The organism is Corynebacterium sp. NML140438 (assembly GCF_001875725.1).
Classification (GTDB): domain Bacteria; phylum Actinomycetota; class Actinomycetes; order Mycobacteriales; family Mycobacteriaceae; genus Corynebacterium.
This window is the reverse complement of record NZ_MLCQ01000029.1, coordinates 108,148-127,532: the sequence shown is the minus strand read 5'-3', so window position 1 is coordinate 127,532 and position 19,385 is coordinate 108,148. Positions and strand designations below refer to the sequence as shown.

Genomic DNA, 19,385 nt, shown 5'->3' with positions numbered 1-19,385 from the left:
GGCGTGACGCTCGCAGAGGTTGGTGAACTCTTCCTTCCACGCCACTGCGCGGGGTGTGGCGCGCCGGGTTCCGTGCTGTGTCGAACGTGTCGCACGGAGCTCGCCGCGTTGCCTCGCAGAGTGTCACCGCAGCATCTGCCGCACGTGCCGGTGTTCGCGCTCGGGCCGTATGGTGGTGCGCACCGCGGGGTGGTGCTGGCGATGAAGGAGCGCAAGAACCTGGCCGTGCGCAAGCACGTGGGGGCGGTGCTGGACGCTGCGCTGACATTCCTTGAGGTCCGTGGAGAGATTCAGCCGGGTGCACTCCTTGTTCCTGCTCCGACGCGTGCGGCGTCTGCCAGGGAGCGTGGCGGAGACCCGGTGAGCGCGATCTGTAAGCGCACGGGCCGCAGCGTGGCGGACGTGCTGGAGCTTGCGGAATCTACGATTGACCAGTCGGAACTCGACGCCGCGCACCGCCGGGCAAATTTGGTTGGTGCGGTGCGGATGCGCCGCGGGTGGGAGGCGCTGCAGGCTGGGCCCGGCGCTGGCCCCGTCATCGTTGTTGACGATGTGGTGACCACCGGCGCTACGCTGCAGACCAGCGTCGAGGTACTGCTCGCGCGCGGTTTTGACGTGGTGAGCTGCGTCGCTGTGTGCGCCGCCTAGCAGCGTTGTCGGTGTGGTGTTCGCTGGTAGCAAACTGGCAGGGAGTTTTACACAGATACGTAGCCATTGGTTATTACCAGTTGTATAGTGGTGATAGACCCAGTTCCAACAACGCTAGGGAGGAAGCAGATGACTTCTGCAGAGCACACCGACGGATTCGCACCAGCAGCCCAGGTTACGATTACTGGCCGTAACGTCGAGGTCCCAGAGCATTTCCAAGAGCGCGTCAACGCCAAGCTCGCCAAGATTGAGAAGCTTGATCCAACGTTGACGTTCTTCCATGTTGAGCTGCAGCACGAGCCGAACCCTCGTCGTGAGGCACAGGCACAGCGCGTGCAGATTACTGCGACCGGCAAGGGCCACCTGGCACGTGCGGAAGCCAAGGAAGACAGCTTCTACGCAGCGCTTGAATCCGCGCTGGGCAAGCTGGAGCGTTCCTTGCGCAAGGTAAAGGTCCGCCGCGAGATTGCTCGTTCCGGCCACCGCGCACCGAAGTCCACCGGCGAAATCGCAGCTGAGCTTGCGCACGAGGCAGAGGATGCTCGCGCAAAGCAGGCGGAGGGCCAGTACGACACTGACCCGTACGCGGGCACCTTTGAGGATGCCCCGCTCGGCCAGGTTGTGCGTCGCAAGCTGCACCCGGATACCCCGATCAGCGTCGATGAGGCGCTCTCCGAGATGGAGCTGGTTGGCCACGACTTCTACCTCTTCATCGATGAAGAGTCGAAGCGTCCAGCAGTGGTCTACCGCCGCCACGCATACGACTACGGTCTGATCACCCTGGCTCCAGAAGATGAGGTCAAGGCAAACGACGAGAAGTAGCGTCGTCACTGTATGATTCGTCGCCTGCTTGTGTAAGCAAAAAGCTTGTACGGGCGGGCGGCGTTTTCACATTCTTTTCTTATTGATTCCACCAGTTGTGATTGCCTGTTTTCGTTGACGCGTGCGTACAATGGCCGATTGGTACATAAAAGCAGCGCGTAGAGCTGGCGTGATCGCTTTGTTTTTCTAACTTTTGAAGGATTCTAGAAACGTGTTTGGACTGTCGAAACTGCTGCGTGCGGGTGAAGGGCGTATGGTAAAACGCCTCTCGAAGATCGCTGATCAAGTCATGGATCTCGATGACGAGTACGCGGCACTCACAGATGACGAGTTGAAGGCCAAAACGGAAGAGTTTAAGCAAAAGATTGCCGACGGCGCTTCGCTCGACGACATTTTGCTCGATGCGTTCGCGACAGCCCGCGAAGCATCCTGGCGCGTGCTGGGGCAGAAGCACTACAAGGTGCAGATCATGGGCGGTGCCGCGCTCCACTTCGGTTCCGTCGCCGAGATGAAAACTGGTGAAGGTAAGACCCTGACCTCGGTGCTGCCTGCCTACCTCAATGGTTTGAGCGGCAAGGGCGTGCACATTGTTACCGTCAACGACTACTTGGCAAAGCGTGACGCCGAGATGATGGGTCGTGTCCACCACTTCCTGGGGCTCGACGTGGGTGTGATCCTGTCCGACATGCGCCCGCAGGAGCGCAAGAAGGCGTACGACGCGGCGATTACGTACGGCACCAACAACGAACTCGGCTTCGACTACCTGCGTGACAACATGACCCGTTCGGTCAACGACATGGTGCAGCGCGGCCACAACTTCGCCATCGTGGACGAGGTTGACTCGATTCTTATCGACGAAGCCCGTACCCCGCTGATTATTTCCGGCCCGGTTGATGGCTCCAGCCAGTTCTACACCGTGTTCGCGCAGCTCGCACCGCGTATGCGCGAGGGCATCCACTACGAAGTGGACCACCGCAAGCGCACCATTGGTATCTCCGAGGAAGGCGTGGAGTTCGTCGAGGACCAGCTGGGCATTGACAACCTGTACGCGCCTGAGCACTCGCAGCTGGTGAGCTACCTGAATAACGCTATTAAGGCGAAGGAACTCTTCGAGCGCGATAAGGACTACATCATCCGCCAGGGTGAGGTCATGATCGTCGATAGCTTCACGGGTCGCGTGCTGGCGGGCCGTCGCTACAACGAGGGTATGCACCAGGCGATCGAGGCGAAGGAAAACGTCGAGATCAAGAACGAGAACCAGACGCTGGCGACGGTGACGCTGCAGAACTACTTCCGTCTCTACGACAAGCTGGCTGGCATGACCGGTACCGCTGAGACTGAGGCGGCGGAGCTGCACCAGATCTACAAGATGGACGTTGTACAGATTCCACCGAACCGCCCGAACCAGCGCGTGGACCGCGACGACCTGATCTACAAGACGCAGGAAGCGAAGTTCGCCGCTGTTGCGGAGGATATTGCGGAGCACGTCGAGAAGGGCCAGCCGGTGCTGGTCGGTACCACCTCGGTGGAGCGCTCGGAGTACCTCTCGCAGCTGCTGACGCGCAAGGGCATTAAGCACAATGTGCTCAACGCGAAGCACCACGAGGAAGAAGGCCGCATTATCGCGGAGGCTGGTCTGCCGGCGAAGGTGACGGTCTCTACGAACATGGCTGGTCGCGGTACGGATATCGTGCTGGGTGGCAACCCGGAAATTCTGTTGGATGCGAAGCTGCAGGAGCAGGGCCTCGACCCGTTCGAGGATGAGGAGCGCTACCAGGAGGCGTGGAACGAGCAGCTGCCGAAGGCGAAGGAGCGCTCGAAGCAGCTCGGCGACGAAGTGCGTGAGGCCGGTGGCCTGTACGTGATCGGTACGGAGCGCCACGAGTCTCGTCGCATTGATAACCAGCTGCGTGGCCGTTCTGGCCGTCAGGGTGACCCGGGTGAGACCCGTTTCTACCTGTCGATGCGCGACGAGCTCATGGTTCGCTTCGTTGGCCAGTCGATGGAAAACATGATGAACCGCCTCAACGTTCCGGACGATGTTCCGATTGAGGCGAAGATGGTGTCGAATGCGATTAAGGGCGCGCAGTCGCAGGTTGAGAACCAGAACTTCGAGATGCGTAAGAACGTCCTGAAGTACGACGAGGTGCTCAACGAGCAGCGCAAGGTGGTCTACGGTGAGCGCCAGGAGATCTTGGCGTCGAAGGACATCAAGGATCAGGTCCGCCGCATGATCAGCTCGACTGTCGGCGCGTACGTGGATGGCGCGACGATGGAGGGCTACGTCGAGGACTGGGACCTGCAGGAACTCTGGCACGCACTCGAGTCCCTGTACGGCCCGTCGAAGACGGCCCAGGAGCTTATCGACGGCGACGAGTACGGCAAGCCGGGCGAGCTCACCGCTGAGCAGCTGCGCGAGGCACTCATCGACGACGCCCAGGCGCAGTACGATCAGCTCGAGGCGAACGTTGCCGAGATCGGCGGCGAGGAGCAGATGCGCAACGTGGAGCGTATGGTGATCCTGCCGATCATCGATACGAAGTGGCGTGAGCACCTCTACGAGATGGATTACCTCAAGGAGGGCATCGGCCTGCGTGCGATGGCGCAGCGCGACCCGCTGGTCGAGTACCAGAAGGAGGGCGGCGACATGTTCAACGCTATGAACGAAGCGATCCAGGAAGAGACGGTGCGCCAGCTCTTCATGATGCGTAAGCAGTTCGAGTCCGCGCAGGAGGAGACTGCGCAGGCCTAAGTTCGACAGGTAGGCCCTGGCCGGGTGGTGTCACTTACAAAACTTTGAAGGACACCAGCCGGCCGTTGTCCATTTTTGCCACGAACCCGAACCGTTTTTGGCCTGTGGCGACGGTGCCGAAGAACTCGCCGCCGTCGCGGGCGTGGCAGGTCACGATGCGTGGCGGGCCCGCGTGTTGCTGCTGGAAGCGCCGGTAGGCGCGGACATTGGCGCGGGCGGCCGTCGAGAAGCGGTCGGCGCGTAGTACGCGGAGGTTTGTGGCGCCGAAGCTCGCCGCGAGCGCCGTGCGGACGAGCGGTGCGACGTTTGAGGCGGTGCGGCGTGGATCGCTGGGGGAGTACCTTGCCTGGCGGCGCTGAGCCTCCGTGGTGCGCTCGGAGCGCTTTGGGGAGGGGACGAGCAGTTGGACATGCTGGTGGCCGGGTGCGGGGTAGTAGGTCATGGCGGGGTCCTTTCGTATCGTTGTGCACGGTGTGGCGTGCTGGTAGGTAGTATTGTGCACGTTCGCGCCGTGATGGCGCTAGGAGAATTTGCGCACCTTGGTGTGCACTGCAGAAGAAGCAAAACGAAGTACAGGAATTGAGGCGTCCAGATGCAGGGACTCATTATTGACTACGCAGGTGTGTTGGATCAGGACCAGGAGGACCAACGCCGGTGGCAGCAGCTCATTGAGGCTGTGAAGGAGAAGGACAAGGCTGTCGGCATTTTGTCTAACGAGGAATCCGAGGGCCAGATGGCGGACGCGGTGCGCGACTGGGAGTTCCGCGGTGTCGTGGACGCGGTGGTGCTCTCTGGTGATATTGGTGCGGAGAAGCCGTCCCCGGCCGCGTTCCAGGCTGCGGCTGATGCGTTGGATGTCCCGCTCAACGAGTGCGTCATGATCGACGACGACATCATGAACGTGCGCTCGGCCGTCGAGTGCGGCATGATCGCGATTTTGCACACGGCGTTTGACCGCACCGCGGTGGAGATCCAGACGCTGTTCAATATCGAGGGGGAGTTTTAATGCGCGTCTACATTCCCGCGACGTTCTCCATGGTGGAGGGGCTCGCCGCTGACAAGGTTCTGCACCCGCGCAACGGGTGGGGCTTCGCCGCGACGACGGCGCTGCGCGAGTTCTTCACCTCCGGCGACGAGGAGGAGATCGAGGCAGTGGCGTTTGACGACGCCGCGCTGGCCTCCATCCGCCTGCTGGCCATCGGTGACCAGGATCGTTTCCCGCACCGTCGCGTGGTGATCTCCGCGGACGTGGACGCCGAGGAAGCCGACGACATGGGGGATTCCGTGGTACGGGTGTCTGGGCCGGTGGCGCTGGAGGACGTTGCCGCGATCCACATCGACTTGGCGGAGGCGGAAGCGGCGACGGCGAAGGCTATCGAGCACATCGACGCCGCCGACCTCGGGGATGAGGACGCGGAGCTGGCAGTCGGGGACGCTCAGGACAACTACCTGGCGTTCTACGACGTCAGCGAGCTACCGTTCCTCGTCGAGCTGCTTTAGTTCCCACTCGTTGTTGGAGCGCAGTGCGCTCAGCAGGCGCCGGACCGCGGCGACGCGGCGCGACAGCGCGCCTTCTTCGAAGGCGTCCCAGGCGCACTCCGGGTCCGTGGGCGGGCCGGCGTGCGTGCAGCCACGCGGGCATTGTTGGGCTGCCTCGGCGAGCTCGGGGAAGACGTCGATGACCTGGTCGGGGGAGACGTGGGCCAGGCCGAACGAGCGGATGCCCGGCGTATCGATGATCCAGCCGCCTCCCGGCAGCTCGAGCGCCACGGATTGCGTCGAGGTGTGACGCCCCTTGCCGACGCCGGAGACGTCGCCGGTTTCGCGTTGCGCGTCCGGGACGAGGCGGTTGACCAGCCTCGACTTGCCCACGCCGGAGTGCCCGATGCAGGCGGACACGTGCCCGGCGAGGCGTTGTGTGAGCTGGTCGAGGGGGTCGTCGATACCTACGGTGAGGACTTCGACGTTGAGGTCCTCGATTTCGGCGATGAACTCGTCCGGGCGCGCGAGGTCGGTCTTGGTCATACAGACGATGGGGCGCACGTCGCCGACGAACGCGGCGATGAGGGCACGCTCCACCAGGCCCGTGCGTGGTGGCGGGTCGGCGGCGGCGACCACGATGAGTAGCAACTCAGCGTTGGCAACGACGACACGCTCGAAGGGGTCTGTGTCGTCGGCAGTGCGGCGGAGTACAGAGATGCGGTCGGCGCGGTGCACGATGCGGGCGAGCGTGTCCTTGCGCCCGCTGGTATCACCCACGACGCTGACTCGGTCGCTGACTTCGATGCTGGTGCGCTTCAGGTGGCGTGCCCGCATACAGTTCACTAGGGTGCCGTTGTCCAGCATGACGCCCCAGCGCCCCCTGTCTTTGGTGACCACCATCCCGGTGAGCGCGTCCTCGTAGGAGGGTCGGTCCTTGGTGCGGGGGCGTGAGCCGCGCCCGGGGCGGACGCGGACGTCGGATTCGTCGTAATCGCTGAACTTGCGGCGTGCCATGAGGTTCTTTCTATGCTTCTTCTTGTTCGAGCGCGGTGTGCCACATCGCGGGGAAGTCGGGGAGGGTCTTCGCGGTGGTTGCGATGTTTTCTACCTGCACATTTGGGGTGCGCAGCCCAATGATCGCGCCGGCGGTGGCCATGCGGTGGTCGTCGTAGGAGTGCCACGTGCCACCGTGGAGTGGCTGCGGGTGGATGCGGAGGCCGTCCTCGAGCTCCTTGCACGCGCCGCCGAGCCTGTTGATCTCGGCGGTGAGCGCGGCGAGCCGGTCCGTTTCGTGGCCGCGCAGGTGCGCGATGCCGGTCAGCTTCGAGGGGGTCGCTGCCTGCGTCGCCAGCGCCGCGACGGTCGGGGTGAGCTCACCGATGTTGCCCATGTCCAGGCTGATGCCACGCAGGGTGCCCGGGGTCGGTCCCTGGACGCGCAGCGCGTTGCCCGACATATCTACTTCGCAGCCCATCTGCGCCAGAATGTCGCGGATGGCGTCGCCAGGCTGCGTCGTCTGTGCAGGCCAGTGCTCGATGCACACCTCGCCGCCGGTGACTGCCGCGGCGGCCAAAAACGGCGTCGCGTTCGACAAGTCGGGCTCAATCTCCCAGCGCCGCCCGCGGATCTCTTGCGGGGCCACGCGCCAGGTCCCGTCCTCGTACTGCGTTTCGACGCCCGCTTCGCGCAACATCTCCACCGTCATTTCAATGTGTGGCATGGACGGCAACGAGTCGCCTGTGTGGGTGATCGTGACGCCGTGCTCGAAGCGAGCCGCGGCAAGCAACAGACCGGAAACGAACTGGGAGGACCCGGAGGCGTCGATGCTGACGTCCCCGCCTGCGACGGTGCCGGTGCCGTGGACGGTGAAGGGGAGGCGCTCACCCTCGATATCGGCGCCGAGCTGGCGCAGCGCGTCCAGGATGGTGCCCATCGGCCGGGTGCGGGCGTGCGGGTCGCCGTCGAAGCGAGTGGTGCCCCGCGCAAACGCCGCCACGGGAGGCACGAAGCGCATCACAGTGCCGGCCAGGCCACAGTCGATGTCGCCGCCGCGCAGGGGCGCTGGCTGGACGTGGACGGTGTCGCCGTCGTGGGCGAACTGCACGCCGAGGGCAGCCAGGGCAGCCTCCATGAGGTCGGTGTCGCGGGAGCGCAGCGCCCCGACGAGCGTCGACGGACCAGAGGCCAGCGCCGCCAGGATGTAAGCGCGGTTGGTCATCGATTTCGACCCCGGCAGCGCGAGCGTGGCGCGGACGGGGTCGGCAATTGAGGGGGCTGGCCACAAGTCAGTCATGGCGTACATCATAATGGAGGAATGTGTGGCCGTTTCGTTTTGTTTAGCACCGGCGAGCAACTCGTTGATTTTGTGGGCTCGCTGCCTGGTGTGAGCGAGGTCCTCACGCCAGACGGCACGCCGCCTGCTCGCTACAACGTTGCGCCGACGCATCAGGTCCCACTTGTGCGCTTCCACGGCACCGAGGCGCTGCTCCAGGCAGCCCGCTGGGGCCTGCTACCAGGCTGGAAGCGCGACGACTCCGGCCCGCCCCTCTTTAACGCGCGCGGCGAGACTGTTGCGGAGAAGCCGTCGTTTCGAAACGCCATGCGCGCTCAGCGCGGCGTCATGCTTCTCGACGGCTACTACGAATGGCACGAACAACAGCCCTACTACGTCACCCCGGAATCCGGGATGCTCGTCGCGGCCGCACTGTGGGACACCGGCGCCGATCGGCTTTCGACGACCATGGTCACCACCGAGGCTGCCGAGCGCATCGCGTGGATGCACCACCGGCTTCCACTGTTCCTCCTGCCTGAGGAAGTAGAACAGTGGACGCAGGGCACGCCCGAAGAAGCCCAGGCGCTCATTTACCCGTCGCGGGTTGCACCGCAGCTGCAGTGGCACGCTGTTGGGCGCGAGGTGGGCAACGTCCGAAACGACTCGCCCGAACTCATCCAACCGATCTAGGCGCCAATCGGTGCGAACTTCCCGGATGTCAGCTTCGCAAGATCAGCCGGGGCAAGCTGCACGGATAGCCCCCGCTGACCGGCGGAGACGGTGATGGCGTCGAGTGGCTCGATGGTGGCGTCGAGAAGCACTGGGAGCCTCTTGAGCGTGCCCAGCGGTGAGATCCCACCCACCACATAGCCCGTGGCGTGCTCAGCCTGGGCGAGCTCCGCCATCGCCGCCTTCTTCCAGCCCAGCGCCTTCGCTGCCGCCTTCAAACTCAAGTGCCTGGAGACCGGCACGCAACACAGTGCAAGCTTCTTCGGGTCCTGCACATTCGACACCACCAGCGTCTTGAGCACCGTCGTGGGGTCAAGCCCCAGCTCATGGGCCGAATGCTCACCGAAATTATCCTGGCTCGCGGCGTACTCCAACACCTTATGCGGCGTCTTTGCCACAACTTTCAAAGCACGAGTTCGTTGCATACAGACGATGCTACGTCGCGCGCCCGGATAGCTACAATGGCCCCTATGCCCGAAACTGACCTCAAAACACGCTTTACTGAGGAAGCGATGCCGCTGCTCGACCAGCTCTACGGCGGTGCGCTGCGGATGACCCGCAACCCCCAAGACGCCGAAGACCTCGTGCAAGAGACCTTTTTGAAGGCGTACAACGCGTTCGACAGCTTCAAACCAGGAACCAACCTGAAGGCCTGGATGTACCGAATTATGACGAACACGTACATCAACTCGTACAGGAAGAAGCAGCGTCGACCACTGGAAACTTCCGCCGAGGATGTGACTGACCACCAGCTCTACACCACAAGCTCGCACGATTCGACGGGCCTCGAATCGGCGGAGGTTGAGGCGCTCAAGGCGATGCCGAACTCGCGGATCAGCGAAGCGCTCAATGCGCTCAACGAGGACTACCGCATGGTGGTCTACTACGCGGACGTCGAAGGCATGGCGTACAAGGAAATCGCCGAAGTGATGGACATTCCGCTGGGGACCGTGATGAGCCGACTGCACCGTGGAAGAAAACAGCTCCGCGAGATGTTGAAAGACGTAGCACACGAACAGGGCATCGGGCTCGACCATGCGGATATGGCGGAGTTGACGCAGCAGAAAGCGGAGGAGAAGTAATGGCAACAGAACATAACCACGCAAATGAAGCCGACTGCCGTGGCATGCACCAGCTGTTGTGCGAGCTGTTCCAGCCCGACACTGCACCGGAGCGCGTCGCCGCGATCCGGCAGGAACTAGCCAGCTGCCCGGACTGCCTCCGTCAGCTTGAATCGGAGGAAGCGATCCGCGGCCTGGTGCGCGACTGCTGCGGGCAGGCCCAAGCGCCAAGGGTGTTGCGGGAGCGGATTATCACGTCAATTTCTTACACAGAGGTGCGCATTCAGCGGCGCTAAGTACCGCGTGTTGGCGTTGTTTGCCGGGCCCGAACCAGTACAAGCATCATGCTGGTTCGGGCCTTTCATACTTTCGACCCAACCCAACGGGGGTAAAACGCGGGGGTGGTAACTGTTCAACGATCGCGAAAAGGTCTGCCTAACACATCCATAGGGCCTAAGTTTGACTACACTAGACCACGAAAGGTTTTTAGCATAAAAAGGTTGTGCATTAATAGTGTCGGCGACACGTGTCGAATGACACATGTTGTGCCTGGTAATCCCGATTTGTTAAGTATTCTCTTACCCACTGTTGCACTAGAGCGCATAATATGCGGGCGGGTTGATTGTTGAACACCCATCGACAGGTGTCGGTGGGTTTGTTGAACATGTTGGGTTTGTTGCGATGGTTCCTGAGTGTTTTTTAAGCTATGTGTGCAGGTTGTAGGGCTAGATGTGTTGAACAATCCGAGTTTTGTGGGCGTGTTTTTGCCTGTTTTGTTGTCGTGTTTTGGGTGGATTGGCCATGTATAGTTGCGGTGCATAAACTTGGGGTCAGAACAACGAAGGGTTTCATGTTCCACCGGTTGGGTGGTGCGTGATGGAAGGTATAAGGATTGTGACAACGATGATGAACAGCATTGCGCGGAAGGTATGTGTAGCAGCGTGTGTGTTGGCCGTTGCGGCTAATGGTGCACAGGTTGCTCACGCGGAGATGGCTGTTGCTGACTCGTCGGTCACAGTGACCGCTGACGGGCCGGGTGCGGTCTTTCACAACTCGGTAACACAGCCGGGTCGTATTTCGACGTTGAAGTTTACGGATGCCCGCTCCATTGCAGGCAGCCAGGAGTCCTCACTGTACGTGGACTTGCGTGCCGATGGTGCGTTGGTGGATTTAGAGTCTGGCCTTAACGTGGATACCTACCGTGATGGTAACACCCAGGTGGTCATCTACCGCGGTGAAGACCAGGACGCTGGTGTGTCAGTGGAGCGTGAATACCGCTTTGATGGCAACCGTGTCGATGTCATTGTGCGGGTGACCAACAACAAGGATGCTTCAGCGTTTGTGCAGGCGGATCTGACGAACCAGATTAACTCCCAGGTCGGGCTTTCCGGCTCCTATACGGATGGGAAGTTTGTTGTTGCCCCGGCACAGCTTGGCTATGAGACCTCGGTGGCCTTTGATAATGCAACCTCGTCTGGTGTAGCCGATGCGTTCCAGCGCACCACGGCTGCCGGTGAGGTTGGGTTTGTGGATCCAGCAGGGGCCAGCTTCCAGCGTGGTCGTTGGTTTGAGCGCATTGATGCTGGTGCAACGTTGACTGCCGCTATGCACATGGAGGTTGCAACCCAGGACAGTGCTGTTGATTCTGATGGTGACGGTCTGCCGGATATGTGGGAACGCGAAGGCGTGACCTTACACGATGGTACCGTCATGCCACTGAATCAGTGGGGTGCTGATCCTGAGCGACCGGATTTGTTCCTGCAGCTTAATTGGATGAATTCGCAGTGGCAGCAGGCTGGCTGCGACACACCTGGTGCGGATGCTGCCATGTGTGCGCAGATGTCGGTGGCAAGCTACCGCCCACACCGCGATATTTTGCAGCAGTTGGTGGATCGCTTCGACCAGTACGGGGTCAACCTGCACATCGATGCCGGTGATACCTACACCAACATTGCAAACTATCCGACGCGTCATGGTGGGCAGACTGAGCCGTATGCCCCGTACTACTTTGAGGGCACCATCCCGGGTATGAAGCTGGTCGATAATATCGATACCATTTTGGGTGCGCGTGCGGCAGTCTTCCGGGTTGGTGTCATTGGGGACCAGATGCAGCGTGGCCACTGGGGTACCGGGTTGGCCCTGGTTGCGGATAACTCGTTTTATGTTGCCAAGCATGAACGCATGCGCACCGATGATCAGCTGCGCAACACGATCATGCACGAGCTGGGGCATACGTTGGGGTTAAACCATAATGGTTCGATGAAGTTCGCCAACGAGGTCCCGCAGTCGGATTACCTGCCGAACTACTACTCGGTGATGAACTACCTCTACCAGTTCACCCACTTTAACTACTCGGATGAAGAATCCGTCTCCGGTGGGCCACTGCCGGAGGTGTGCAACCAGCCAGGCATGGACTGCTACAAAGGTGACTACCGTGTGCCAGCCGACTGGGACAACCTGATGATCAACACCGGCAAGATCGGCAAGGATTACAACTCCACCATCGGTGCCGCCGATGTGAAGGTTGATGGTAAAGCGCTTGCCGCGCAGCAGGAAGCGATGCAGCAAGCTGAGGCCGCGCAGGGTAGTGCGAAGGTTGCTGTTGTAGGTGACCCTGAGCTTCACCGTGGTGAGAATATGGTGAGCTTGAAGGTTGCAAATCCTGGGTTGGATGCGGCCCGGATGCGTGTTGAGGTTGTCTACCCGTCTGGGAAGGCTGAGCAGACTGTGACGGTTGCAGGCCAAGGCGAGGCGACGGTTGCGCTGCCAATCAGTGTTGGTGTGGTTAAGACGTCGTCGTTGCCGTTGGATGTGCGTGTGGTCAATGAGGATGGCTCGCAGGCCTTTGCTGGCCGGTTTGATGTTGCCGCGGTTATGGATGCTGATGTTGATGGTGATGCGATGGCTGGTGCGCCTCGTAAGCCGCAGCACAATGCGCAGGCTGCGCCGACAACGAGTGTGAAGGCTGGTAAGCATGAGTCTTCGCAGTTGACCACGGCAGCGCGTCCAGCACCGAGTGCTGGTGATGTAAGTGGTGCGCCTGCTGGTGAGACGAATATCGCGGCGATTGTTGCTCCGATTGTGGTACTGCTGCTGTTAATTGGTGGTGGTGTTGCTGCGGCGATGTCTGGTGGTCTGCACTTCTAGCAAAGGGTAGTGGGCCGTGGGGCTTGTGATACCGGGATTGTTCCCGGGGCTGCAGGCCCCTTCTTTGTTGTTGTGCGGGGTTCAGGATAGTTCCCCGAAGATCAGTGAAACCGGGAACAATTTTCGTAGACAGTCGTCGCGACTTGGAGAAACGCCGGTGCTGGTCGACCGGAACCGGCCCCAGACGCAAAATGGTTCCCGGGCGTGGGAACTATTTTCTAGTGGCGCGCGGGGCATCAGCAGGTGGCGCACCTAATTCCGGGTTTTGCGGCCCGTCGTTGCGAGAGCTTGCTGGTCGCGTCTGCATGCGGTAGGAATGTGGTGCCCAGCCACCACACGGGCAACCAAAACATCCCGCAATGCCAGCGGACCAGGGCACGAAAAACTCCCCACCGGGTGGGCTCAAGGTCCTTGCCGATGGGGAGTGTTCGCGTTCTTATGCGTTTGGACGCTTACCGCGGTTCGCGCTCTTCTTGCGACGGTCCTTACGCTTACGGCCACGCTTGCTCATGGTGCCTCCTTTAAAATGCGATGAATTAGGTGCAAACCTAGTTACGAAGTATTCAGTTTATCGTTGTTGCCGCAGTGTGGTGAAATCCCGCGAGGAAATTCTGCGAGAGGCACCGGCAAGGGCCTAAAAGCCTATGCCGACAGGCGTGCGCGGTTGCGTGCGCGGGCCTTGTTGCGGCGCTTCAGTGCGCGACGTTCTTCCTCGGAGAGGCCGCCCCATACGCCGGCGTCCTGGCCGGTCTCCAGGGCCCACTTCATGCAGTGGGAGGTGACTGGGCAGCGGTTGCAAACAAGCTTCGCCTCGGCGATCTGCGCGAGCGCAGGGCCGGAGTTGCCGACGGGGAAGAAGAGTTCTGGGTCTTCGTCGCGGCAAACGGCTTCGTGGCGCCAATCCATAATAGGTACTCCTTCAAGTTCAGAATGTGTCGTGACTATGTATTTTTTGCGCACCACATTTCTCGCCCTTGAGGGGCGTGTTGCAAACTAAGTTTGATTCCATTGCCTGGGCGAGTGCACCGCGTTGTGCGGGACTCCACTTCCAGACCTGGCGTTAACCCTGTGGTGACTTGGGGTTAAGGGCTGTGAAGCCAGCCCGTAATTTTTGCTACTCGAAAATGATGGCATGTATTTCGTCGTTCCGCTAGGGTTCCGGGTAAAAATGTGAGTGGAATCATACGAATTGTATTCATTGTTATCGCTCATATGTTGTGTAAATTTCCAATTGTGGAAGTGTGTAAGGTCCCTGAGCTGCATATATAAGAAGAGAATTAGCTGACATATGTGTTCGCTAAGGTCAAATCGTCGATTGCTCAGACCGCAACTGGTGACGGAATCTGTCCCTGATCATTAGACTCCCTTGTGTGAACAGCAAAGAAAACTCATTGGACCACACTGGCGTTCCGGGCATGCTGCGGTTCGGGGCGGTCGTCGTGTTGCTGCAGTGCTTGGCGATGCTCGGCTACATCATCATGCTGCTCTACGCCCAAATTGAAGGCATTAGCGATAGCAGCATCGAATCAAGCGCGGAAGCAAGCCACTACGTGGCGCTGGGCACGGCGGTGTTCCTCGCTATCGTCTTCGGCTTCGTGGCGTTTGTTGCTATCTCGACCTTGCGTGGGCGTCCGCGCAGCTCAGGTGCAATTGTGCTCATCGAGGCGATCCTGTTCGGTGTGGCGTTTTATATGTTCCTTGGGGGCGCGCACTTGCTCAGTGCTGCGACGGCGCTTTCGGCGGTGGTTGTGCTGATCACTGTGTTTCATCCGTCGTCAGCGGCGTACCAAGAGGCGATGTATGAGCTGAAAAAGGCCCGCCGCTAACAGAGCTAACAAGGCTCACAAGCGGCGGGCTCGGGGGTGCGCGGTGTCAGGAGAGGTTCGTGTTGAGCACGACGATCTCCTCGCCGCGCTTTTCTACGATTGTGGTGCCGGCGGAGTCGATGTAGACGGGGCCGGTGTAGCCGCCGCGGTCGACGGGGATGATTTTTTCCACTTTGTTGTCGTCCCAGTTGGCGACGGCGATGCCGGTATCGGAGGCGTAGAGCAGGCGCTCGCCTGCTGGGAAGCCGGTGCCGAGCGCGCCCTGGAACACGCCGGTGACACTCAGGCGGGAAGGCTCCATAAGGAGCAGGGTGTCGCCCTCATGGTACGTCATATGATGGGGTAGGTCGGCGACGGGGAGGACGTCGACAATTTGGTCGACCTTCTGCGGGCCGTCCAGTGGCGGGATTTCGGAGGCTGCGAGGTCGTTGCCGTCCTTGTCGTAGGTACGGACCTTGTGGCTTTCGGGGTCGTAGATCGCAGCCGCGTCCTGTGAGATGGCAACGAGGTAGGCGTTCTCGGAGATGTCCACGCTTTCGTACATCTCAGGCTCGCGGGAGTCCTCCGGGGTGGTGTTTTGGAACTTCAGCTTGGGGCCGTCGTCGCAGTACTCCGTGGTTGCGAGCAGGTCGGTGCGGGTCAGTGCGGAGTTGATGGTGCAGGACTCAGGCTGCATGTCTGGTTCCTGCGGGGCTTCGTTGTAGCCGTACTCGACGGTCTTGACCATGTCGGAGCGCCACAGCTCGACGCGGTGGGAGCTGGCGTAGCCGACGCGGTCGTTGGACTGCACGCGCGTGACTACTTCGGGGGCGATGGCGGAGCGTGTGCCCGCGTACTCGCCGGTAAGCGCGTTAATCGTGACGACGTCCCCGCAGCCAGCATTGTCGCGGTATGCGGCAACGACCTTGTCCCACGCATGGCCGAGCAAGCAGAGCTCGTTTGGGCGCTTGTAGGTCCAGGCGGTGTCGCCGGTCGGGGTGGTAGCGGTGATGGTGCCGTCGTGGTAGGTGATGATCATGCCGGCGGCGATGACGGGTTGGACGCCGGGGGAGCTATCGGGAAGGCGGAACGCTTCCTCGACCTTCGAGGGGACGACGGCGAGGCGTCCAGCGTTTTCGTATTCCTCCGCTGCAGGCTCGAGGTGTGAGTTGCGGATCGGTGCGGTGAAAAACGCGATGGCAAGGAGGACGATGGCGAGCACAGTGATGACTGCGGTCGCGATCAAGTCGTTGCGGGTGCGACGTAGGGGCTGACTCAACGCCGTTTCCTTCCTGGGCGATTCGTTCCACGTCTCGTGGAGGGTTTTCTCTCGCCCGGCCGTTGCGGGCGTGCTCCGAGCACTTTACGCGGTTTGCCCACCTTGGATAAAGCCGAGTCCGGAATGTCGAGGGCTTCGAAGAGCTCTTCGGAGGTGGAAAACCACGTTGGGGGCTGGGGCTTGTCGAGGGAAAGCTCCTCGTTGATGGCTTCCCACTTGGTGGTTTCGTCGAGGTCGGCCATGGTCACGGCAGTGCCGGAGTGGCCTGCGCGTCCCGTGCGGCCGATACGGTGAACGTAGGTCATCGGGTCGTCGGGGACCTGGTAGTTGATGACGTGGGTGACGTCGTCGACGTCGATGCCGCGTGCTGCCACGTCGGTGGCGACGAGGATTTCGACGTCCCCTTTGCGGAAGGCGCTGAGGGACGCCTCGCGCGCGCCCTGGCCGAGGTCGCCGTGGACGGCGCCGACGGAGAACCCGCGCCCGGCGAGGTCTTCTGCGACGCGCGCGGCGGAGCGTTTCGTGCGGGCGAAGATGATGGTTTTGCCGCGGCCGTCGGCCTGCAGGATGCGGGCGAGTACCTCGGGCTTGTCCATGTGGTGGGCGTAGAACACGACCTGTTTGGTGGTTTCGTGGGTGGAGGCGGCTTCGTCGCCTTGTTCGGCGCGGATGTGGATCGGCATGTTCATCTTGGAGCGTGCCAGCTGCAGGATTGGGCCGGGCATGGTCGCGGAGAACAGCATCGTTTGCAGTTGCTCAGGCAGCGCGGACCACAGTGTCTCGATGTCGGGCAAAAAGCCCATGTCGAGCATTTCGTCGGCCTCGTCCAGGACGAGGATCGCGACGTGGCCAAGTTGGAGTTCGCCCTGGTGGTAGAGGTCGATGAGGCGGCCGGGTGTGCCTACGACGACGTCGACGCCGTTGTGGAGCGCGTCGATTTGCTCCTGGTAGGGCCGCCCGCCGTAGATGGTGGTGACGCGCACCGGGGTGTACTTCGCGGCCCGTTCCAGGTCGTCGCCGACCTGCACGGCGAGTTCGCGGGTGGGGACGACGACGAGGGCGCGGGGTGTGCCGTCGAGTTCGGCGATGGTGGCGTCGTCAAATACTCGGTCGAGGAGTGGGATGCCGAAGCCGTAGGTTTTGCCCATCCCCGTGCGGGCTTGGCCGATGATGTCGCGGCCGTCGAGTGCGAGGGGGATCGCAAGTTCCTGAATGGAAAATGTGCGGCGGATGCCGAGCTCCTCGAGGGCATCGATGAGTTCGGCGGCGACCCCGAGCTCATAAAAATCGGGTGACTGTTCTCTAGCAGCTGATTTGGACACGCCCTCATCTTAGCTGTAGCCCGTTACAATGGATTGACATCCGTGAAGATGAACAAAGATGAAGAAGGATAAGGACGGAAACGAACATATGGATATCAAGATCGGTCTTGCAGACACCGCACGTGAGCTCTCCATCGCGATTGCTGAGGGGCATGAGGATGTGCTCAATCAGGTGAAGCAGGCGATTGAGGATCAGGCCCCGACCCTGACGCTGGAAGACGACAAGGGCAAGAAGTACTTGGTGCGCACCGAGAAGATTGCCTACGTTGAGCTCGGTTCTGCCCAGGCTCGTTCCGTTGGGTTCATGCGTTAAAACCAGCTAGATTTACGACCATGAACAACGATCACAACACCGACGTTTTCGAGGATTGGGACTTTGATGACGACGGTGAGTACACCTCGGTAGACCCGGACGCGGAGGGGCGCCTTGTGCGCTTCGCCCGCGAGTACGGGTGGCGCGCCTACGCGATTCCGGTGCTGGCTGTGTTGACGGTGTTTGTGATTGTGAACATGCTGCAAAACCCCGACGGGGAAGTGTTCGCGGGAAGCGCGCGCGAAAGTGCGGTCGAGCAGCCTGACGGTGACGAGGCCTCGCGCACGGTGAGTGCGCTCCCGGAGGGGCAGCAGGATGTACTTCAGCTTCCGCCGGGAGGTCCGTTCACGGAGACCGGGGAGGGTACCTTCTACGAGGTCGGGCACCCTGGGATGCAGGCGGGCAAGGGCGATGAGCTCACGGTTCGCTTTGTTGTTGAGGTGGAGCACGGGCTCGATACGGCGCTGTACGGCGGGGATGAGGCTGTCGCCTCGCTTGTCGACGCCACCTTGAGCGACCCCCGCGGCTGGACCAACGATCCACGCTTCCGGTTCGAGCACGTCACGGCGGCTGATGAGCCGTCGTTGAAGATCCGTTTGGCGTCCCCTGCGACGACGCGAGAGCTGTGTGGTGTACACCTTGAAATGGAGACGAGCTGCCGCACCCGCGTGACGGGTGAGGATACCGTCATTTTGAACGAGGCCCGCTGGGTCCGTGGTGCTGCTCCGTACGAGGGGGACTTGGGACGCTACCGTCAGTACTTGATTAACCACGAGGTGGGCCACGCGCTCGGCTTTGCCCACCACGAGCCGTGCCCGGAAAACGGGGTGTTGGCGCCGGTGATGATGCAGCAGACGTTGAGCTTGAACAACGCGCAGCTCTACTCCTTTGATAAGGAAGAAGTGTACCCGGATAACCAGGACACCTGCCGGTCGAACCCGTGGCCGTACCCGCGTCCGGCAGTGCTATAGGTGGAGACAGACGAGAGGAAGGCGAGCTGCGCTGTGACTATTCCCGAGCATGTGTTGTCGGCGTTTCAGGTTGATGGGGAGGTGGCGTCGATACCTGATGCTGCCTGGGGTGAGGCGAAGCAGTTTGGGCGCATCGTGATTTCGCGGGCCTTGCCGACGGCTGCGTGGTCGGGCAAGGTGCGTGAACGTATCGCCGACCATCTTGAGGGGGTGCACGTTGCGCGCCCGGTGCGTGCGACGGATGGGCGTTTCGTGGTTGCGGGGTACGTGGCCAATGAGTTTTCGCCGGGTGCGCCTGCCGCGCGCGTGGATGAGGCGGTGGCGGCGGTGCTCGCGCTCGAGCGCGCGTTGTTGCAGGCTGAGGTGGCGCAGGAGCTGCCTGAGCGCGACAGCTCGGACGTGATCGCTGAGGCGGACCGCGGGGCTTGGAAGGGCCACGAGGACGCTGGTACGGAAGGGCTGTGCGTGGCGCACGTGGACGCGCTTTCGCGCACGTTGTTCTCCGGGTATGCCGCGCCGGTGTTGACGGATCTTTTGCCTTCGGCGCGACTTCGCCCGAAGGGCTACTCGGCCGCGGTGGTGATTGTCGACGCCCTGCTCGCCGGGGCTGTCGATCCGCGCATTGTGGAGCGCTGGTCCCACATTCCAGACCTCGTGTTCTTGGCGGGGCGGGCGTTGGACTTCCGGATGCGCATTGCGCAGCATGACGGGACGTTCCAGCGGGCGAACATTCGTTCGAAGTTTTCGGAGGTTTCCGAACTGCTCATGTCGCGGTAGCGTGC

21 protein-coding genes are annotated in these 19,385 nt (G+C 61.4%); 13 read left to right on the top strand and 8 right to left on the bottom strand.

Features of this window, described 5'->3' with window-relative positions:
- The first annotated feature begins 3 nt into the window (after positions 1–3).
- The 3 genes from BJP08_RS09130 to secA all read left to right on the top strand — a co-directional run bounded on the left by BJP08_RS09130 (position 4) and on the right by secA (position 4,222).
- Positions 4–648: a ComF family protein gene (locus tag BJP08_RS09130; RefSeq protein ID WP_071569291.1), complete on the top strand. Its 645-nt coding sequence runs from the start codon at positions 4–6 to the stop codon at positions 646–648.
- Positions 649–777: 129 nt separating this feature from the next.
- Positions 778–1,470 carry a ribosome hibernation-promoting factor, HPF/YfiA family gene (hpf, locus tag BJP08_RS09125; protein ID WP_070362946.1) on the top strand — a complete coding sequence of 231 codons (693 nt, stop codon included), beginning with the start codon at positions 778–780 and terminating at the stop codon, positions 1,468–1,470.
- A 211-nt stretch (positions 1,471–1,681) separates the two neighbouring features.
- Positions 1,682–4,222, top strand: a complete 2,541-nt coding sequence (secA, locus tag BJP08_RS09120; RefSeq protein WP_070477721.1) for a preprotein translocase subunit SecA — start codon at positions 1,682–1,684, stop codon at positions 4,220–4,222.
- Between the two features lie 34 nt (positions 4,223–4,256).
- Here secA and BJP08_RS09115 read toward each other — a convergent pair whose 3' ends face one another.
- The gene (locus BJP08_RS09115) at positions 4,257–4,664 is read right to left on the bottom strand and encodes a hypothetical protein (RefSeq protein WP_071569290.1); all 408 of its coding nucleotides are present in this window, start codon (positions 4,662–4,664) and stop codon (positions 4,257–4,259) included.
- Positions 4,665–4,814: 150 nt separating this feature from the next.
- Between BJP08_RS09115 and BJP08_RS09110 the strand changes: the two genes are divergently transcribed.
- Together BJP08_RS09110 and BJP08_RS09105 are read left to right on the top strand one after the other, a co-directional pair.
- Positions 4,815–5,228 carry an HAD family hydrolase gene (locus tag BJP08_RS09110; protein WP_071569289.1) on the top strand — a complete coding sequence of 138 codons (414 nt, stop codon included), beginning with the start codon at positions 4,815–4,817 and terminating at the stop codon, positions 5,226–5,228.
- Complete coding sequence (locus BJP08_RS09105) at positions 5,228–5,722, top strand: hypothetical protein (protein ID WP_070362942.1); 495 nt, start codon at positions 5,228–5,230, stop codon at positions 5,720–5,722. Before BJP08_RS09110 ends, BJP08_RS09105 begins: the two co-directional genes overlap by 1 nt.
- On the opposite strand, the gene rsgA is transcribed toward BJP08_RS09105, so the two are convergent.
- Positions 5,696–6,718, bottom strand: a complete 1,023-nt coding sequence (gene rsgA, locus BJP08_RS09100) for a ribosome small subunit-dependent GTPase A (protein WP_071569288.1) — start codon at positions 6,716–6,718, stop codon at positions 5,696–5,698. The genes BJP08_RS09105 and rsgA overlap by 27 nt on opposite strands.
- Before the next feature lie 10 nt (positions 6,719–6,728).
- Positions 6,729–7,997: a 3-phosphoshikimate 1-carboxyvinyltransferase gene (aroA, locus tag BJP08_RS09095; protein WP_071569287.1), complete on the bottom strand. Its 1,269-nt coding sequence runs from the start codon at positions 7,995–7,997 to the stop codon at positions 6,729–6,731.
- A gap of 21 nt (positions 7,998–8,018) precedes the next feature.
- Here aroA and BJP08_RS09090 point away from each other — a divergent pair, with 21 nt between their 5' ends.
- Positions 8,019–8,666 (top strand): SOS response-associated peptidase, encoded by a 648-nt coding sequence (locus BJP08_RS09090; protein WP_071569286.1) that lies wholly within the window; start codon positions 8,019–8,021, stop codon positions 8,664–8,666.
- Here the strand turns inward: BJP08_RS09090 and ybaK are convergent.
- Positions 8,663–9,130, bottom strand: a complete 468-nt coding sequence (gene ybaK / locus BJP08_RS09085) for a Cys-tRNA(Pro) deacylase (protein ID WP_071569285.1) — start codon at positions 9,128–9,130, stop codon at positions 8,663–8,665. The two genes, BJP08_RS09090 and ybaK, sit on opposite strands and share 4 nt — an antisense overlap.
- 45 nt (positions 9,131–9,175) lie before the next feature.
- Between ybaK and BJP08_RS09080 the strand changes: the two genes are divergently transcribed.
- The 3 genes from BJP08_RS09080 (at position 9,176) to BJP08_RS09070 (ending at position 12,913) form a co-directional block, all read left to right on the top strand.
- Positions 9,176–9,787 carry a sigma-70 family RNA polymerase sigma factor gene (locus tag BJP08_RS09080; protein WP_071569284.1) on the top strand — a complete coding sequence of 204 codons (612 nt, stop codon included), beginning with the start codon at positions 9,176–9,178 and terminating at the stop codon, positions 9,785–9,787.
- Positions 9,787–10,062, top strand: coding sequence for a hypothetical protein (locus BJP08_RS09075; protein ID WP_071569283.1), 276 nt, complete (start codon positions 9,787–9,789; stop codon positions 10,060–10,062). Before BJP08_RS09080 ends, BJP08_RS09075 begins: the two co-directional genes overlap by 1 nt.
- Positions 10,063–10,669: 607 nt before the next feature.
- Entirely contained in the window at positions 10,670–12,913 is a 2,244-nt protein-coding gene (locus tag BJP08_RS09070; RefSeq protein ID WP_071569282.1) for a hypothetical protein, read from the top strand.
- Between the two features lie 436 nt (positions 12,914–13,349).
- Here BJP08_RS09070 and BJP08_RS12005 read toward each other — a convergent pair whose 3' ends face one another.
- Both BJP08_RS12005 and BJP08_RS09065 read right to left on the bottom strand, forming a co-directional pair.
- Complete coding sequence (locus tag BJP08_RS12005) at positions 13,350–13,424, bottom strand: 50S ribosomal protein bL37 (RefSeq protein WP_100227335.1); 75 nt, start codon at positions 13,422–13,424, stop codon at positions 13,350–13,352.
- Between the two features lie 131 nt (positions 13,425–13,555).
- A complete protein-coding gene (locus tag BJP08_RS09065; protein WP_070362936.1) occupies positions 13,556–13,819 on the bottom strand; it encodes a WhiB family transcriptional regulator in 264 nt (87 codons plus the stop codon).
- Between the two features lie 464 nt (positions 13,820–14,283).
- On the opposite strand from BJP08_RS09065, the gene BJP08_RS09060 reads away from it, so the two are divergent.
- Positions 14,284–14,739 (top strand): hypothetical protein, encoded by a 456-nt coding sequence (locus tag BJP08_RS09060; protein WP_255364812.1) that lies wholly within the window; start codon positions 14,284–14,286, stop codon positions 14,737–14,739.
- 46 nt (positions 14,740–14,785) lie between these two features.
- On the opposite strand, the gene BJP08_RS09055 is transcribed toward BJP08_RS09060, so the two are convergent.
- Together BJP08_RS09055 and BJP08_RS09050 are read right to left on the bottom strand one after the other, a co-directional pair.
- Positions 14,786–15,997: a hypothetical protein gene (locus BJP08_RS09055; protein ID WP_071569281.1), complete on the bottom strand. Its 1,212-nt coding sequence runs from the start codon at positions 15,995–15,997 to the stop codon at positions 14,786–14,788.
- The gene (locus BJP08_RS09050) at positions 15,994–17,319 is read right to left on the bottom strand and encodes a DEAD/DEAH box helicase (RefSeq protein ID WP_071569280.1); all 1,326 of its coding nucleotides are present in this window, start codon (positions 17,317–17,319) and stop codon (positions 15,994–15,996) included. Before BJP08_RS09050 ends, BJP08_RS09055 begins: the two co-directional genes overlap by 4 nt.
- A 58-nt stretch (positions 17,320–17,377) precedes the next feature.
- Here BJP08_RS09050 and BJP08_RS09045 point away from each other — a divergent pair, with 58 nt between their 5' ends.
- From BJP08_RS09045 to BJP08_RS09035, 3 genes are read left to right on the top strand one after another with little or no spacing between them, the layout of a single operon-like run.
- Positions 17,378–17,632, top strand: coding sequence for a DUF3107 domain-containing protein (locus tag BJP08_RS09045; RefSeq protein ID WP_369816420.1), 255 nt, complete (start codon positions 17,378–17,380; stop codon positions 17,630–17,632).
- A 20-nt stretch (positions 17,633–17,652) separates the two neighbouring features.
- Positions 17,653–18,603, top strand: coding sequence for a DUF3152 domain-containing protein (locus tag BJP08_RS09040; RefSeq protein WP_083428496.1), 951 nt, complete (start codon positions 17,653–17,655; stop codon positions 18,601–18,603).
- A 33-nt stretch (positions 18,604–18,636) separates the two neighbouring features.
- Positions 18,637–19,380 (top strand): hypothetical protein, encoded by a 744-nt coding sequence (locus BJP08_RS09035; protein WP_071569279.1) that lies wholly within the window; start codon positions 18,637–18,639, stop codon positions 19,378–19,380.
- Positions 19,381–19,385: the final 5 nt, after the last annotated feature.